Raw genomic sequence first — 16,780 nt, 5'->3', positions numbered from 1 at the left:
CGTCGCGACGGCGATGATGAACCAATGCCCCGTCTTCTGGCGCGACGCGCCCTCCCCGGATCAACCGAAGAACGGCCCCACACCCGGCAACTTCAGCTCTGTGACAGGGCAGCACGGCCAACTGCTGCTCACAGCGATCGCACGAGAGCACCAGCGAGGCATCAGCCGGGGCCGCCCAGCACGATCTTCCACACTCGGGTCGCCACCTGGAGGTTCAGCCGGTCCTCGACGTTCGCGAGGTCGTTGCCGCTGATGTCGCGGATGCGCTGGAGCCGATAGCGCAGCGTGCTGCGGTGGATCGCGAGGGATTCCGCGGTCTCGTCGTAGTTGCCACCGCAGTCGAAGTACCGGGACAGGGTCTCCACCATGGCCGTGTGGTGCCGGGAGTCGTATTCGATGAGCTGCCCGAGCCACTCGTGGACGAAAGTCTCCAGTTCCCGGTAATCGTTGCCGGGTCCCAGGATGCGGTAGAGGCCGAGCTCGTCGAAGAACGCCGTGCCGTAGTGCTCGCGGGAGTGGCGGCGCACTTCCAGGGCACGCTGCGCCTCCTGGTAGTGGTGGGGGATGTCGGTCAGGGAGTCGCAAGGGGCGCTCACCCCGATCGTCCCGGACCGCGTCCCGGTCTCCCGGGCGAGCGCCTCGTACAACGCGCGGGCGTGCGGCCTGTCGTCGGCGACCAGGACCACGTGGTCGGAACGTCGGGTCAGCAGCGAGCGCATGCCCACGGCAGAGGCCGCCCGTCCCACGGTGTGCGCGAAGAAGTCGTCCGCAGTCCGGTTCGGCCACTGCACCACGACGATGTAGTGGCGGCGGTGCAGGTCGTGTCCGACTGCCTCGGACCGGGCGTAGGCGCTCGCCTCGTCCGTCCCTGTCAGGAGGTCGTCGACCAGCTCGCGGTGCAGCCTCAGCTCCACTTCCGCCAGATTGCGCAGATGCGTCAGCTCCGGGGCGAGCGACGCGGCGGCGTGTTCCAGCGCGAGCACGGTGTGCTCGTCGGCCTCGCCCCGGACGTCGGCCAGGGCCAGTACGCCCAGGATCTCGCCGTGCGGGCGGACCAGGGTGATCAGCCGGTCCTTTATCCGCACCGGCCCGGCCTGACGGACGACGGCGTGCAGCATTTCGTCCTGGCGCACGGGGTCCGGTTCGGGATAGGGGTCGGGGCAGTTGGGGCCGGTCCAGGACCTGAGCCGACCGAAGCGGTCCTCGACCAGCGCGGGGAGTCCGGTGAGCCTGTGCAGCGCGCGGGTGACGGCTTCCTCGCCGCCGCTCGAGGCAGCGACGTCGGCCATGAGCCCGTGAACGGCTCGCTGGTACTCCAGCTCGGCCACGACGCAGATCAGCCACCGCTGGAGGACTGTGCGTTCGTCTCTCAGCCGGTGCAGCTCCAGCGCGTCCTCGCGTAGGCGGCGGTGCGCGAAGACGACTGACAGTGCGGCAGCGGTGTGCCGGACGAGCGTGGCGAGCAGGAATCGCTCGGCCTCGGTGGGCTGGGAGCGGGACGTCACCACGAGGTAGCCGTGGAGTCCCTCAGGTCCGCGTAGCCCCAGGGCCCGGCCCCAGGGCCTTCCGGGTACGGCTACAGGGCCGTCCTGCCCGGCCAGCTCCCGCACCCTCCGGCCCACGGCCAAGGCACGCGTCTGCCCGTTCCTCGGGCTGGGGACCAGATCGCCGCCCACCTTGAGATATCCGGCCTCGGCGCGGTAGGGCCCCGCGACGGATATGTGGTCCATGGCCAGTCGCAGGATCTCGTCTTCGTCCGGGGAGTCGAACAGGGCACACGAGAGCACCATCAGGTCGCGGGGGTCATGGTCGGCTGGGGTGCGAGCGGGTGGGCGGGGCTGTCCGCACGCGGCCGTGGGGTGCCGCCGGGCGCTGCCACGCGAAAGCCTGCCCGCCCGGTCGGGGCAGCGGTGGTACGGGCTGTGCGCCCGGCTACCGGCCATGGGATCACTCCGTTCTCCCGAGCCTTCAGGGACGCGACCGGTAGTTCGCGTACCCCCTCCCGATCCGCCTATCCGAGATGTCCGGATTCTTCCTCTCGTCCTCGTGGGGCGACCGGACCCGTGCATTCCTGACTCGCCAGGCGCAGGCGTGGAGCCCACCGGTTCGTCACCCTGGGAGTGCTCGAGACCCTCCGTGCTCACGGGTGGGACACCGGCGGAGGTCCCACCCCCACCTGAACGAATGTGATCCGGAGAGTCGACACGGGCGCCGTACCGGGAGGAGTTCCTCATGGCCAAGGCAGTGGGCATCGACCTGGGCACCACCAACTCGGTGATCGCCGTGTGGGAGGGCGGCGAGCCGTCCGTCGTGCCCAACAGCGAGGGCAACCGCACGACACCGTCCGTGGTGGCCTTCACCGACACCGGGGAGCGTCTGGTGGGCCAGCTGGCCCGGCGCCAGGCGATCCTCAACCCGAAGGGCACCATCTACTCGGCCAAGCGGTTCATCGGCCGGCACTTCGACGAGATCTCCGACGAGGCCAGGGCGGTGGCGTACGACGTCGTCGAGGGCGACGGCGGGGCGGCCCGCTTCAAGGTGCGCGACAAGCTCTACGCGCCTGAGGAGATCAGCGCACAGGTGCTGCGCAAACTCGCCGACGACGCCTCCAAGCAGCTCGGGGAGCGGGTCACGGAGGCGGTCATCACGGTGCCCGCCTACTTCAACGACGCTCAGCGCACCGCCACCAAGGACGCCGGGCGGATCGCGGGACTGGAGGTGCTGCGGATCATCAACGAGCCGACGGCGGCCGCCCTCGCGTACGGCATGGACAAGAAGGAGCACGAAACCGTCCTCGTCTTCGACCTGGGCGGCGGCACCTTCGACGTGAGCATCCTCGACGTCGGCGACGGCGTGGTGGAGGTGCGCTCCACCGCCGGCGACAGCCACCTGGGCGGCGACGACTTCGACCGGCGCCTGGTGGATTACCTTGCGGACGACTTCCAGAAGGAGAACGGCATCGACCTGCGCAAGGACCCGCAGGCGCTGCAACGACTGTTCGAGGCGGCGGAGAAGGCCAAGACCGAGCTCAGTTCGGTGACGCAGACGCAGGTCAGTCTGCCGTTCATCACCGCCGACGCCTCGGGCCCCAAGCACCTCACCGACTCGATCATGCGGTCCACGTTCGAGCAGATCACCGGCGACCTGGTGGAGCGCTGCCTGGGACCGGTCCAGCAGGCGATGGCCGATGCCAAGGTCGGCGAGAGCGACATCGACGAGGTCATCCTCGTAGGCGGTTCCACGCGTATCCCGGCGGTCCAGTCCCTGGTCCGCCGACTGACCGGCGGCAAGGAACCCAACATGAGCGTCAACCCCGACGAGGTCGTGGCCCTGGGCGCCGCGATCCAGGCCGGAGTGCTCAAGGGCGAGGTCAAGGACGTCCTGCTGCTCGACGTCACACCCTTGTCGCTGGGCGTGGAGACGCGCGGCGGAGTGATGACGAAGATCGTCGAGCGGAACACCACCATCCCCGTGCGCCGTGCCGAGACCTTCTCCACCGCCGAGGACAACCAGCCGGCCGTCGATGTGGTGGTGCTGCAGGGCGAGCGCGAGTCCGCGGCCGACAACCGCGTGCTGGGCCGGTTCCAGCTCACCGACATCCGGCCGGCGCCGCGCGGCGAACCGCAGGTCGAGGTCACCTTCGACATCGACGCCAACGGCATCCTCAACGTCAAGGCCCGCGACCGGGACACCGGCAAGGAACAGGGCATCACCATCAGCGAGAGCTCCAACCTGGACCGCACTGAGGTCGAACGCATGGTCCAGGAGGCCGAGCGCAACCAGGGCCAGGACCAGGCACTCCGCGAGGCCGTCGACGCCCGCAACGAACTCGACGCCGTCGCGTACCAGGTCGAGAAGCGTCTCACCGAACTGGGCGACGCGGCGCCGGCGCACGAGAAGGCACGCGCCGAGATGCTCGTGTCCGACGCCCGGGCGGCGGTCAAGGAAGAGGCGGGCGTGGAGCGCGTGCGGCCCCTGACCTCCGAACTCCAGCAGATACTCGCCGGGCTGGCGGCCCATCAGGGCGCCGCCACCGCGGATGGCGGCCCCGGCCAGGATGCCGCCACCGGTGGTCCCACGAGTGGCGGTGGCGGTGACGATGATGTCATCGACGCCGAGTTCGACAAGGGCTGAGGCGCGCCATGCCCACCTACCCCCAGGAGCCCGACCGGACCGCGTCGGTTCCGGTCGAACCGGTCCCGGAAGGCGCCGGACGCCCCCCGCGCGGGGATTTGCCCCAACCGGGCCCGCCGACCCGGCCGGAAGCGGCGAACGGCGAACCGGGACCCGACGCCGCCGGCCCCGCGACTGCCGAGGACGAGTACACGACCGCGATCGAGGAACTGGAGGACCGCTGGCGGCGCGCACTCGCCGACCTCGACAACCTTCGCAAGCGTCACGCCAGGGAACTGGAGCGCGTACGGACGGTCGAGCGGTCCCGCACGGCGGCCGCCTTCCTGCCCGTCCTCGACAACCTCGAACTCGCCCTGACCCACGCCGGCGCCGATCCGGGCGCGATCGTGGAGGGCATCCGGGCGGTACGCGACCAGGCGGTGAACGTCGTCGAGCTGCTCGGCTACCCGCGGCACGCGGAGACCGGCGTCGCCTTCGACCCGGCCCGGCACGAGGTGGTCGGCGTCGTCCAGGACTCCGACGCCCCACCGGGCACGGTCGTCGAGGTGCTGCGCCCCGGCTACGGGGACGGCGAGAGGCAGCTCAGGCCGGCCGCGGTGACCGTCGCGAAGCGGGAGTGACCGGTCATGGCACGGGACTACTACGACGTGCTGGGCGTGTCGCGGAGCGCGAGCCAGGACGAGATCCAGCAGGCGTATCGCAAACTCGCCCGCAGGTACCACCCAGACGTCAACAAGGACCCCGGCGCGGAGGAGCGTTTCAAGGACCTCAACGAGGCACACAGCGTCCTGTCCGATCCCAAGAACCGGGCCCGCTACGACCGCTTCGGCGAGGACTTCCGCAAGATCCCCGAGGACTTCGACGAACGGGTCGCGGCCGGAGCGGGCGGCGGCTTCCGCGGTCGGAGGACCGCAGGCGCGGGCGGCCGCCGTGTCCGGTACGCCACCGGCTTCGGCGACGACTTCGGCGCGGAGGGCATTGACATCGAGGACCTGTTCGGCTCCATGTTCGGAACCGGCGCCGCCCCGGGCGGCGTCCCCGGAGCGGACCAGGAGGCCGAGCTGCCGCTCACCGTCGAGGAGGCGTACCGAGGCGGCCGTCGCACCGTCACGCTCGCCGGTCCCACCGGGCAGCCGCGGCGGTACGAGGTCGACGTGCCGCCGGGCGTCACCGACGGGCAGCGCATCCGGCTGGCGGGCGAGGGCGGCCGGGGCAGTGGTGACGCCGCCGCGGGCGACCTGTACCTGCGGGTGCGTATCCAGCCCCACCCCCGGTTCCGGCTGGACGGCCGCGACGTGCACGTCCAGGTCCCGGTCGCCCCCTGGGAGGCGGCCCTGGGCGCGACCGTGCCGGTGCCCACGCCCGGCGGCGGCACGGCCAAGGTCACGGTGCCCGCGGGCTCGTCCAGCGGCCGGCGGCTGCGGCTGCGTGGCGAGGGCATGCCGAACCCGCGCGGCGCGAACGGCGACCTGTACGCCGAACTCCGCATCATGGTGCCGCCCACCCTCGGCGAGCGGGAGCGCGAACTGTTCGAGGAGCTCGCCGCCACCTCCTCGTTCGACCCCAGGAGGACGTGATGAACGACCGACCCGTGGGAGCGGCAGGCATCGGCTGGGCCGGCGGGGGCGCCCGTCCGGTACGAACGGGCGCAGACATCACCGCCTCGACGGCTGTCCGGTACGCGCTCGTGCCCGCCCCCAGGCTCTCCCTCGACGCCGTGGCCCGTCGCTCGGGCCTCCACCCCGATCTGATCCGCCGGTTCGTCGCCCTCGGCCTTGTCGACGCCGAACGCGACGCCGCGGGGCACCTGGTGTTCGACCCCACGGCCCCGGCGGTCCTTGCCCGCATCCAGCGGCTGCGCACCGGACTCTGCCTCAACTACGCATCCATCGGCCTGGTGCTCGACCTGCTCGACCGCATCAGCCTGCTCGAAGCCGCCCTGCGCGGCCGCGGCCTGAGGAGTGAAACACCCCCATGGACATGAACCGTCTCACCCAGAAGTCCCAGGAAGCCCTCCAGGAGGCCCAGACCGCGGCCGTCGGCATGGGGCACACCGAGGTCGACGGGGAACACCTGCTGCTCGCACTTCTCGATCAGGAGGACGGTCTGATCCCGCGGTTGCTGCAGCAGGCCGGCACCGAGCCGAAGGAACTGCGTGCTGCCGTACGCGAGGAACTCTCCCGCCGCCCGAAGGTCACCGGCCCGGGCGCGGCACCCGGCCAGGTCTTCGTCACTCAGCGCCTCGGCCGCCTGCTCGACGCCGCCGAACGGGAGGCCAAACGCCTCAAGGACGAGTACGTGTCCGTGGAGCACCTCCTGCTCGCGCTGGCCGAGGAGAGCTCTTCGACCGCGGCTGGGCGACTGCTCAAGGAGGCCGGCATCACCAGGGACTCGTTCCTGAGCGCGCTCACCCAGGTCCGCGGCAACCAGCGCGTCACCTCCGCCAACCCCGAAGTGGCCTACGAAGCTCTGGAGAAGTACGGCCGCGACCTGGTCCTCGAGGCTCGGTCCGGGCGGCTGGACCCGGTCATCGGCCGTGACGCGGAGATCCGCCGCGTCACCCAGATCCTCAGCCGCAAGACCAAGAACAACCCCGTCCTCATCGGCGACCCCGGCGTCGGCAAGACCGCCATCGTGGAGGGTCTGGCCCAGCGCATCGTTCGCGGCGACGTCCCCGAGGGCCTGCGCGACAAGACGGTGTTCGCCCTCGACATGGGCTCCCTGGTCGCCGGCGCCAAGTACCGCGGCGAGTTCGAGGAACGCCTCAAGGCCGTGCTCAGCGAGGTCAAGGCCGCCCAGGGGCGCATCCTGCTCTTCGTCGACGAACTCCACACCGTCGTAGGAGCGGGCGCCGCTGAAGGGGCCATGGACGCGGGCAACATGCTCAAGCCGATGCTCGCCCGCGGCGAACTCCACATGATCGGCGCCACCACCCTCGACGAGTACCGCAAGCACATCGAGAAGGACGCCGCCCTCGAACGCCGCTTCCAACAGGTCCTGGTCGACGAGCCGAGCGTGGAGGACACCATCTCCATCCTGCGCGGGTTGCGCGAACGCCTGGAGGTCTTCCACGGAGTGAAGATCCAGGACAACGCACTGGTCTCCGCGGCCACCCTCAGCCACCGCTACATCACCGACCGGTTCCTGCCCGACAAGGCCATCGACCTCGTCGACGAGGCGTGCGCCCGGCTGCGTACCGAGATCGACTCGATGCCCGCCGAACTCGACGAGATCACCCGCCGCGTCACCCGCTTGGAAATCGAGGAAGCGGCCCTGTCCAAGGAGACCGACCCCGCCAGCAAAGCCCGCCTGGAGGAGCTGCGCAGGGAACTTGCCGACCTGCGCGGCGAGGCCGACGCCAAACACGCCCAGTGGGAGGCCGAACGGCAGGCGATCCGCCGCGTGCAGGAACTGCGCCAGGAACTGGAGCAGGTCCGCCGCGATGCAGAGGAGGCCGAACGCGCTTACGACCTCAACCGCGCCGCCGAACTCCGCTACGGCCGACTCCAGGACCTGGAGCGCCGACTCGCCGCGGAGGAGGAGCAACTGGCCGCCAAGCAAGGACAGGAGCGGCTGCTGCGCGAGGTCGTCACCGAGGAGGAGATCGCCGAGATCGTCGCCGCCTGGACCGGCATCCCAGTCGCCCGCCTCCAGGAGGGCGAACGCGAGAAACTGCTGCGCCTCGACGAGATCCTGCGCGAGCGCGTCATCGGCCAGGACGAAGCCGTCAAGCTCGTCGCCGACGCCGTCATCCGCGCCCGCTCCGGCATCCGCGACCCTCGCCGGCCCATCGGCTCGTTCATCTTCCTCGGCCCCACCGGCGTCGGGAAGACCGAGCTGGCCAAGACCCTCGCCCGGACCCTGTTCGACTCCGAGGAGAACATGGTGCGCCTCGACATGAGTGAGTACCAGGAGCGGCACACCGTCAGCCGGCTCATGGGCGCACCTCCCGGATACATCGGCTACGAGGAAGGCGGCCAGCTCACCGAGGCCGTACGCCGCAAGCCGTACTCGGTCGTGCTGTTCGACGAGATAGAGAAGGCGCACGCCGATGTCTTCAACACCCTGCTGCAGATCCTCGATGACGGCCGCATCACCGATGCGCAGGGCCGCACCGTCAACTTCCGCAACACCGTGATCATCATGACGTCCAACATCGGCTCCGAGCACCTCCTCGACGGCGCCACCGCGGAGGGTGAGATCAAGCCGAACGCCCGCGCCCTGGTGATGGGTGAACTGCGCGGGCACTTCCGCCCGGAGTTCCTCAACCGCGTCGACGACATCGTGCTGTTCAAACCGCTCGGCGAGCGGCAGATCGAGCGGATCGTGGAACTGCAGTTCGACGAACTGCGCCGCCGCCTCGCAGAGCGCCGCATCACCGTCGAACTCACCGACGCCGCCAGAGAAGTGATCGCCCACCAGGGCTACGACCCGGTGTACGGGGCCCGGCCACTGCGCCGCTACATCTCCCACGAGGTCGAGACACTGGTCGGACGCGCCCTGCTGCGCGGCGATGTCCAGGACGGCGCGACGGTCCGCGTCGACGCCGAACACGGAGAGCTGGTGGTCACCTACGACCAGCCCGAGGACGTGAAGGGAGCGCGGGCGGCATGAGCACGATGCAGGCGACGACCGTCAGTTGTCCCAACTGCGGGCGCATCAACCGAGTGCCTGTGGCCGCGGAAGGCCGCCCCAAGTGCGGCCACTGCAAGCAGCCCCTACCGTGGATGGTGGACGCGGGCGACGACGACTTCACCCAGGTCGCCGAGCGGGCCGACGTCCCCGTCGTGGTCGACCTGTGGGCCACCTGGTGCGGTCCCTGCCGCATGGTCAGCCCCGCGCTGGAGAAGGTCGCCACCGATCTCGCCGGCCGCATCAAACTCGTCAAGGTCGACATCGACAAGAACCCCCGGCTGTCGCAGCGCTTCGAGGTCCAGGCCGTACCGACACTGCTCGTCCTCGACCAGGGCGAGACGGTCGCCCGGCAGACGGGTGCGGCGCCCGCCCCCGCTCTGCGCCGGTGGGTGGAACAGTCGATCACCGCCCGGAAAGGGTGATCCGGATGACCCTGCACGCAGACCCCCACCTCGCGCTTGTCCGGCCGGTCCAGCCGCTGACCCCAGAAGGGTGTCGGGAGTGCTTGCTGCTCGGCTCCCCGTGGGTCCACCTGCGGCTCTGCCTGACCTGCGGGCACGTCGGCTGCTGCGACTCCTCGCCGAACAAGCACGCGCGTAGGCACGCGGCTGCCGACGCCCATCCGATCGTGCAGTCGTTCCAGCCCGGCGAGGACTGGCGCTGGTGCTACGTTCACGAGGCGTTCGTCTGATGTCCGGCGACCAGCCGCTGCCGGGCGGAGAACCGGTGCCGGAGGAAGCGGACGAGGCCGTCTTCCGGGAGACCCCGGACATCTACGGCGCGTATCCGCGCCTTACGGAGGACCAGATTGCACGTCTGGCGGAGCACGGGCGACGCCGGAGCATGGCGCCGAACGACGTGCTGCTCCAGGAGGGGGAGCGCTGCGAGACGTTCGTCGTCGTCCTCAGCGGCAGCGTCGCCGTCGTCGAGGACTACGGCACTCCCGAGGAGCACGTGCTGCGCGTGCACGGCCCCGGTCGCTTCATCGGCGAACTCGGGCTGCTGTACGGACAGGTGGCCTTCTACACCGCTGTCGCCAGGGAGCCGGGCGAGGTCCTCGTCGTCTCCCTGGACCAGTTGCGCCACCTGGTGTCCCAGGACTCCACCATCGGGGACGTCGTGCTCCGCGCCTGTCTGGGCCGTCGTGCGCTGCTCGTCGGACAGGGCGCCGGCTTCCGCATCATCGGCTCGCGCTACTCGCCCGACACCCGACGGCTGCGCGAGTTCGCCATCCGCAACCGGCTGCCGCACCGCTGGATCGACCTGGAGACCGACGAGGAGGCCGAGGACCTGCTCCGCCGCTTCGGCGTCGACCCGGCGCAGACACCGCTCGTCATCTGGCGGAACACCACCCTGTTGCGCAACCCCAGCAACGCGGAACTGGCCCGGCTCATCGGCCTGCCGTCGCTGCCCGCCGGAATCCGTCACGGCGACGTCCTCATCGTCGGCTCCGGACCCGGCGGCCTCGCCGCCGCGGTCTACGCCGCCTCCGAGGGCCTGAGCACCACCGTGGTGGAGGCGATGGCCACCGGCGGCCAGGCCGGCACGTCGTCCCGCATCGAGAACCTGCTCGGCTTCCCCGCCGGTATCTCCGGCGCCGAACTCACCGAACGAGCCGTGCTCCAGGCCGACAAGTTCGGCGCCAAGATCAGCATTCCGGTGGAGGCGACCGGTCTCCATCCCAAGGACGAGGACCACTACGTGGTGGCGTTCGCCGACGGCAGCGAGATCGCCGCCCGCGCCGTCGTCCTGGCCACGGGGGCCCGCTACCGCCGGCTCCAGGTGCCCGGCATCGAATGCCTGGAGGGAACGAGCGTCCACTACTCGGCGACCTTCTACGAGGCCCAGCAGTGCCGCACCGACCCGGTGGCCGTCGTCGGCGGCGGCAACTCGGCGGGCCAGGCCGTGCTGTTCCTCGCCGGGCACGCGCCGAAGGTGCACCTGCTGGTCCGAGGACCCAGCCTTGAGGCCAACATGTCCCGCTACCTGGTCGAGCAGGTCGAACGTCATCCGCGGGTGCAGGTCATGCTGCACACCGAGGTCACCGAGGTCATCGGCCAGAGGGTGCTGGAGGAGCTCGACGTGGTCGACAACCGCACGGGCGGACACCGCCGACTCGCGGTGCGGGGCCTGTTCGTCTTCACCGGTGCCGACCCCCACACCGAGTGGCTCGCCGGCGTCATCGCCCTCGACTCCCGCGGCTTCGTCCTCACCGGCCCGGAAGCCCAGGAAGCCTGCGCCTGCCCCGAGGTGTGGCACGGCCGCGGGCGCTCGTGCATGACCCTGGAGACCAGCCTGCCCGGGGTCTTCGCGGTAGGGGACGTCCGTAGCGGCTCGGTGAAACGGGTGGCCTCCGCGGTCGGCGAAGGCGCGATGAGCATCCACTTCGTGCACCGCTACCTGGGCCGCACGGCCGCGCAAGGCGGCACCGACAGCTCACCGCACACCCGTCCGAAGGAGTCCGCTTGGCTCGCATGACGCCCAGGAGATGCGGGACCTGCGGGATCTGACGCGGCCACGGACAGCGATGACGCGGGACGGGCTCGGCCGATCCAGGGACTGAGGTCAGGAAGTTCCGGGCCGAAGTCGCGCCGCCCCGGGCCTCCCCGGATCGGGCGACTTCGTCCAGGTGGGCGGCAGGGCCCGCACCGGCGGAGGCCACCGGACGCGGCGTGCGCGCTCCCCCGGACGGGTCTGCGAGGTCAGGCCAGGTTGATGTTCTCGGCCTGCGGCCCCTTCTGGCACTGAGTGACTTCGAACGTCACGGCTTTCGGGACGGGTAGACGCCGGCGTCAGCCCTGCGGCCCCGAGGGAACAGGCCGTAGGGCGGCCTGCTGGGGGCGAGCGTGAGGGGACGCGGACCGGTCCTGTGCGCGGCGACGGCACTGCTGCTCACGGCGAGCACGGACGTGCACGGTCGGCGGACCGGGCGACACGGACGACGGCGCCGCACCGAAGGCCGCCGCGAGCACCCCGGGCGGCGCGACGGCGAGCGCCTCCCCGACGACGGAGAGCGAGCCGTGACAGCGGGATCACCCGCCGGTTCAGTCACGAGAGCCGGCAGCGGTTCCCGGAGCGGGCCGAGGACGGCGGCCGGTTCCTCCACCGGCCGAGGGTGCCGAGGCCCGGTTCGTGGCCCGGTACGACGGCACCGGAAAGAACGTCGGGCTCCGTCGGGCTCTAGAGGTCGTCCGCCGCCCCGAGGCCCGTGAGCGCCCCCACCGGGTCCAGGTCGGGGGTGCCTCTGGGCCACCAGTCGTCATGGCCCGGTTCGGACTCGTAGGCGTACCACAGGCCGTCCCGGCCCAGCCGGAGCTGGACATGGCCGCCGGGGTGGGTCAGGTGGTTGCGCCAGGGCCGGAAGGCCGGGAGGTCGGCGGCCAGGAGCAGGGGTCTGGCCCGGTCGAAACGGCCCGCCGGCGGGTCCCAGGGCTCCTCCAGCACGGCCAGCCCCTCCGCGCCGCCCTGGCGCCAGGCGGCGACCGCGCGGGCCAGGTCGCCAGGGCTGCGGCCGACGGCGTCCGCGAGCGAGGCGTAGAGGGCACGGGTGGACGCGGTCAGCCCGGACCCGGGACGGGCCGCGGCGAGGCGTACCGCGTCCTGCCAGAGGGTCAGGTCGCCGACCGGGTCGCGTCCGGTGGCGAGCAGGGCATGGGCGCGGGCGGCGGCGTCCGTGGCCAGCTGGTCCAGCGTGAAGGGGTCGGGTCCGCCCGGGGCACCCGGGTACACCGGCGGCTGCTCGGGGTGCCGCGGCACCGGCAACGGAGGCGGCAAGGGCGGCAGCCGACGCTCCTCCAGGGCCTCGGTGGCGCGCACGCCGGGCAGCGACACCGGCTGCCGCTCCCGGGCCGCGCGAGCGGCGTTGCGCCGGGACAGCGCGTCGAGGACCTCGCGCTCCCCGCGGCCGCGCAGCAGGAGCAGGACGAACGGATCGGCGTCCAGCAGCCGCGCGGTCTGGTAGCAGAGGGCGGCCGCGTGCTTGCAGGGGTGCCCGAAGTCCGGGCAGCTGCACCGGGGTTCGAGCTCGCCGGGCCCCGGCAGCAAGGACACCCCGCACTCCGCGAGGGCCTGCGGCAGCTCCTTGTCGAGCAGCGCGGCGATGTCTCCGGGCCGGTCGGCGGCGGCCTCCAGGAACCGGTCCCACTCGTCCGCGCCGAAGGTACGCAACCGCACCTGCACGCGATACGGCCGCGGCCTGCTCCCCTGCACGTAGGCCAGGACCAGTCCCGGCGTCACGGTGATGGCGTCGACATGCCCCCGCTCGGCATAACCGCGCCCCCGGGAGAGCCGCTTCACGTCAAGTGCCCCGTCCTCCAGCGCGCGCACCCAGGCGTTCCCCCACCAGGTCCCGGCGAAGTCGGCCCCTGGCACACCGGCCGGGGAAGGGAAGGAGGGGAAGGTCCGGCGAAGGTCGGTGTCGCGGTGCGGGGTGGCCATGGTGCGGGGCAGGTGGGGGGTGGCGGGAGCGGCCGCCGGCTCCGGGCGGCCGGAAACCGAGGTGGGTGCGGGGACGGTGGGCGGGCCGGGCGTCTCGGCGGGGGCGGGCTCCGGCGGGAGACGCCGCGTCCCGGTGGCGTGCGTACCGGTGGCGTGCGTACCGTCCGCCTCGGGGCGCTCCGCCGGAGTTCCCCGATCCGTCGGGGCGGTGTGCGCCGCCCCCGGCTCCTCCTTCGGCATCCTGAACGCGGTCGCCAGGAACTGCTTCAGGTCACGGGCGGTGCCGACGCGAGCCGTCTCCGCCGGGGCCGGCCGGCGTGCCGTGCGCTCCGGGGACCCTTCGGGGGCCTGCGCGGTGGCCGCCTCGGCCCGCCGGGCCTCCGCGCGGGCCGCGCGCAGCGCCTCGCGCGCGACGTCCCCGGGCCGTGCGCCCGGACGAACGGCAGCGGCGGCCGGGACACCGGCGTCCGCCACGCCGGCCTCGGCGTCGGCCTCGGCGTCCCGTTGCTCCGCGCCCTTAACCGCCGCGGCCGCCCGCAGCGCCAGCCGCGCGCCGTCACCCGGCCTGGTCACCTTCACCTGCTCGTCGTTCACCCGCTCGTCGGCGCTGTCCGCCGCCGACGGAGCGGGACCCGCGGGCCGTGGGGCCGCCGGCGCCGCCGAGTCGTCCGCGGTCTCCGTGCCCAGTCCCCGTGCCGCCCGCAGGGCCCGCCGTGCCGCGTCGCCCGGCCGCTGTTCGTCCTCGCTCATGCCGTCCTCCGCAGCGACACCAGGTCGGACAGCTCACGGTCCGTCAGTTCGGTCAGGGCGGACTCGCCGGAACCCAGGATCGCGTCGGCGAGAGCGCGCTTGGCCTCCAGCATCTCGGCGATGCGGTCCTCCACCGTGCCCTCGGTGACCAGGCGGTGGACCTGCACGGGCTGGGTCTGGCCGATGCGGTACGCGCGGTCGGTGGCCTGCTCCTCCACCGCCGGGTTCCACCAGCGGTCGAAGTGCACGACATGGCCCGCGCGGGTGAGGTTGAGGCCGGTGCCCGCGGCCTTCAGCGACAGCACCAGGACCGGGACGGCACCGCTCTGGAAGCGGTCCACCATGCGCTCCCGCTCCGGTACCGGTGTGCCGCCGTGCAGGAGGTCGACCGGGACCGCGCGGGCCTGGAGATGCGCGGTGATCATGCGGGCCATGCCGACGTACTGGGTGAACACCAGCACCGAGCCGTCCTCGGTGAGGACGGTGTCGAGCAGTTCGTCGAGCAGGGTGAGTTTGCCGGAGCGGGCGGCCAGGCCGTCGGTGCGCGTCTCCTCCTTGAGGTAGAGCGCGGGGTGGTCGCAGATCTGCTTCAGGGCGCCGAGCAGCTTGAGCACCAGGCCCCGGCGTGCGATGCCCTCCGCGGTCTCGATGGCCAGCATCGACTCGCGGACCACCGCCTCGTACAGCGCGGCCTGTTCACGGGTGAGGGGAACGGCGTGGTCGGTCTCGGTCTTGGGCGGCAGCTCGGGGACGATGCCCGGGTCGGACTTCTTGCGGCGCAGCAGGAAGGGGCGGACCAGGCGGGCGAGCCGGGTCACCGCCTCCTGGTCCTCGCCGTTCTCCACCGCACGCGCGTGCCGGGCGCGGAAGGACTTCAGCGGGCCGAGAAGCCCGGGGGTGGTCCAGTCCAGCAGGGCCCAGAGTTCGGAGAGGTTGTTCTCCACGGGAGTGCCGGTGAGGGCCACGCGCGCGGGCGTCGGGATGGTGCGCAGCGCCTTGGCGGTCGCCGAGTAGGGGTTCTTGACGTGCTGTGCCTCGTCGGCGACGACCATCCCCCAGGGCCGGCCGGCGAGGCTGCCGGCGGCGGCGCGCATGGTGCCGTAGGTGGTCAGGACGAAGCCGCCGTCGACGCCGTCCAGGGTGCGGTCGGCGCCGTGGAAGCGGCGGACCGGGACGCCGGGCGCGAACCGGGCGATCTCCCGCTGCCAGTTGCCGAGCAGCGAGGCGGGGCAGATCACCAGGGTCGGCTCGGTGCGTGCCCGCTTGAGGTGCAGGGCGATGACGGTGATCGTCTTGCCCAGGCCCATGTCGTCGGCGAGGCAGCCGCCGAGGCCGAGGGAGGTCATGAGGTCGAGCCAGGCCAGGCCCCGCAGCTGGTAGTCGCGCAGGGTGGCGTGCAGGGTGGCGGGCGGCTCGGCGGGCTGGATGCCGGCCGTGAGGCGGTCGCGCAGGGCCGCGAGGAGCCCGACGGGGACCGCCGCCACCGTTTCGCCGTCCACCTCGGCCTCGCCGGTGAGCGCGACGGAGAGCGCGTCGACCGGATCGAGCAGGCCCAGTTCGCGCTTGCGCGCCTTGCGGACCAGGGCCGGGTCGACGAGCACCCAGCGGTCCCGCAGCCGTACGACCGGACGGTGCGCCTCGGCCAGCACATCCATCTCGGCGTCGCTGAGCGGGTCGCCGCCGAGCGCCAGCTGCCAGCGGAACTGGAGCAGTTCCTCGCCCTCGAAGAAGCCCGTCCCGTCGGTCGCCGAGCCGGGGGCGGAGCGGATCACGGCGGCCGCGGTGAGGTCCTGGGCCAGGTCACGGGGCCAGTGCACGGCGACGCCGGCCGCCGCCAGCCGGGTCGCGGCCACTCCGAGCAGGTCACCCAGCTCCTCCTCGGACAGGGCGAGTACGTCCGGCACGTCCTGTTCGGCCAGCCGGTCGAGCGGCGGCCACACCCGCGCGGCCCTGCGCACGGCCAGGGCCGCGTCCACCCGCGCGCGGGGACCGAAGGCGGCGTCGGACCGTCCGGCCCACAGGGCCACCGCGTCGGTCATCAGGGTGGGGTCGGCCAGGCTGTGCACCTGGACGATCGCCGCGCCCGCGCGGTGCGCGCCCTCGCCGTCGTCGAAAAGGTCGTGGGCCGACAGGTCGAGGCGGAGCGAGATGCGCACGCCCGCGTCCATGCCCGCGGCGACCTCCGCGGCCCACTCCCGTGCGTCGGGCAGCCGCTGGGCCTCCCGGGCGGCGAACGGCCTGCCCGAGGTGTGCGGCGCGGCCGGGGTGCGGGGCAGGGTGTCGGCGACCGCGTCCAGGAAGGAGCGGATCAGCGCCTCCGGCTGGGGCAGCCGGAGCGGGCCCGGGCCGGGCAGCGGCACGGCGTGTCCCTCGGCGGGCAGGGCGGCGGCCACCGCGCGCAGGTGCGCGATGTCGGCGGGCTCCAGGGGACCGGCCCGCCAGGCGTCGTGGCCGGCCGGGGTGAGACCGGGCAGCAGGCGGCCCCGGGCCGCGAGCCGCAGCGCGTGCTGCGCGGCCGCGCCCCAGCAGGCGGTGGCGGGGTGGGCGGCCGGGTCGCGGCGGGCCCGGACGAGCAGCGGGAGGGCCTCGTCGAGCGGCAGGGTCAGCGCGGGCACCTGCCGGCGGCGGACACCGGCACCGTGCCGTCGTACGACCGTCAGGTCCTCGGTCGCGCAGGCGGGCAGCGGGTCGCCGTCCGGGTCCCAGAAGGCGACGCGGCCCTGGCGCGGGAGGTCGGCGGGCAGATAGACCGCGGCCAGACGCGGGGAAATGCCGTCGGGTGTCCCGGTCACCGTGTCCCTCATACGTTCTGCCACCTCCCGCC

The 16,780-nt window shown here is 72.4% G+C and carries 11 protein-coding genes; 8 read left to right on the top strand and 3 right to left on the bottom strand.

Features of this window, described 5'->3' with window-relative positions; all coding sequences use genetic code 11:
• Positions 1 to 161 precede the first annotated feature (161 nt).
• Positions 162 to 1,943: a PucR family transcriptional regulator gene (locus ACZ4O3_RS03160; protein ID WP_467720961.1), complete on the bottom strand. Its 1,782-nt coding sequence runs from the start codon at positions 1,941 to 1,943 to the stop codon at positions 162 to 164.
• 289 nt (positions 1,944 to 2,232) lie between these two features.
• Between ACZ4O3_RS03160 and dnaK the strand changes: the two genes are divergently transcribed.
• From dnaK to ACZ4O3_RS03120, 8 genes are read left to right on the top strand one after another with little or no spacing between them, the layout of a single operon-like run.
• On the top strand, positions 2,233 to 4,134 hold the full coding sequence (gene dnaK, locus ACZ4O3_RS03155; RefSeq protein ID WP_362719293.1) for a molecular chaperone DnaK: 1,902 nt from the start codon (positions 2,233 to 2,235) through the stop codon (positions 4,132 to 4,134).
• 8 nt (positions 4,135 to 4,142) lie between these two features.
• A complete protein-coding gene (locus ACZ4O3_RS03150) occupies positions 4,143 to 4,754 on the top strand; it encodes a nucleotide exchange factor GrpE (protein ID WP_362719291.1) in 612 nt (203 codons plus the stop codon).
• A gap of 6 nt (positions 4,755 to 4,760) precedes the next feature.
• Positions 4,761 to 5,711, top strand: coding sequence for a DnaJ C-terminal domain-containing protein (locus tag ACZ4O3_RS03145; protein ID WP_467720960.1), 951 nt, complete (start codon positions 4,761 to 4,763; stop codon positions 5,709 to 5,711).
• Entirely contained in the window at positions 5,711 to 6,118 is a 408-nt protein-coding gene (locus ACZ4O3_RS03140) for a chaperone modulator CbpM (protein ID WP_467720959.1), read from the top strand. Before ACZ4O3_RS03145 ends, ACZ4O3_RS03140 begins: the two co-directional genes overlap by 1 nt.
• Positions 6,109 to 8,748 (top strand): ATP-dependent chaperone ClpB, encoded by a 2,640-nt coding sequence (gene clpB, locus ACZ4O3_RS03135; protein WP_362726932.1) that lies wholly within the window; start codon positions 6,109 to 6,111, stop codon positions 8,746 to 8,748. Before ACZ4O3_RS03140 ends, clpB begins: the two co-directional genes overlap by 10 nt.
• Positions 8,745 to 9,191 carry a thioredoxin gene (gene trxA / locus ACZ4O3_RS03130; protein WP_362726929.1) on the top strand — a complete coding sequence of 149 codons (447 nt, stop codon included), beginning with the start codon at positions 8,745 to 8,747 and terminating at the stop codon, positions 9,189 to 9,191. Before clpB ends, trxA begins: the two co-directional genes overlap by 4 nt.
• Positions 9,192 to 9,196: 5 nt before the next feature.
• Positions 9,197 to 9,460, top strand: coding sequence for a UBP-type zinc finger domain-containing protein (locus ACZ4O3_RS03125; RefSeq protein WP_467720958.1), 264 nt, complete (start codon positions 9,197 to 9,199; stop codon positions 9,458 to 9,460).
• Positions 9,460 to 11,247, top strand: a complete 1,788-nt coding sequence (locus ACZ4O3_RS03120; protein ID WP_467720957.1) for an FAD-dependent oxidoreductase — start codon at positions 9,460 to 9,462, stop codon at positions 11,245 to 11,247. Before ACZ4O3_RS03125 ends, ACZ4O3_RS03120 begins: the two co-directional genes overlap by 1 nt.
• 702 nt (positions 11,248 to 11,949) lie before the next feature.
• Here ACZ4O3_RS03120 and ACZ4O3_RS03115 read toward each other — a convergent pair.
• Complete coding sequence (locus ACZ4O3_RS03115) at positions 11,950 to 13,956, bottom strand: SWIM zinc finger family protein (RefSeq protein WP_467720956.1); 2,007 nt, start codon at positions 13,954 to 13,956, stop codon at positions 11,950 to 11,952.
• Positions 13,953 to 16,760, bottom strand: a complete 2,808-nt coding sequence (locus tag ACZ4O3_RS03110) for a DEAD/DEAH box helicase (RefSeq protein ID WP_467720955.1) — start codon at positions 16,758 to 16,760, stop codon at positions 13,953 to 13,955. The genes ACZ4O3_RS03115 and ACZ4O3_RS03110 overlap by 4 nt, the downstream gene beginning before the upstream one ends.
• Positions 16,761 to 16,780 lie beyond the last annotated feature (20 nt).

The organism is Streptomyces sp. NPDC026515 (assembly GCF_055567595.1).
The sequence above is the reverse complement of the archived record's forward strand: the minus strand, read 5'-3'. Positions and strand labels throughout refer to the sequence as shown.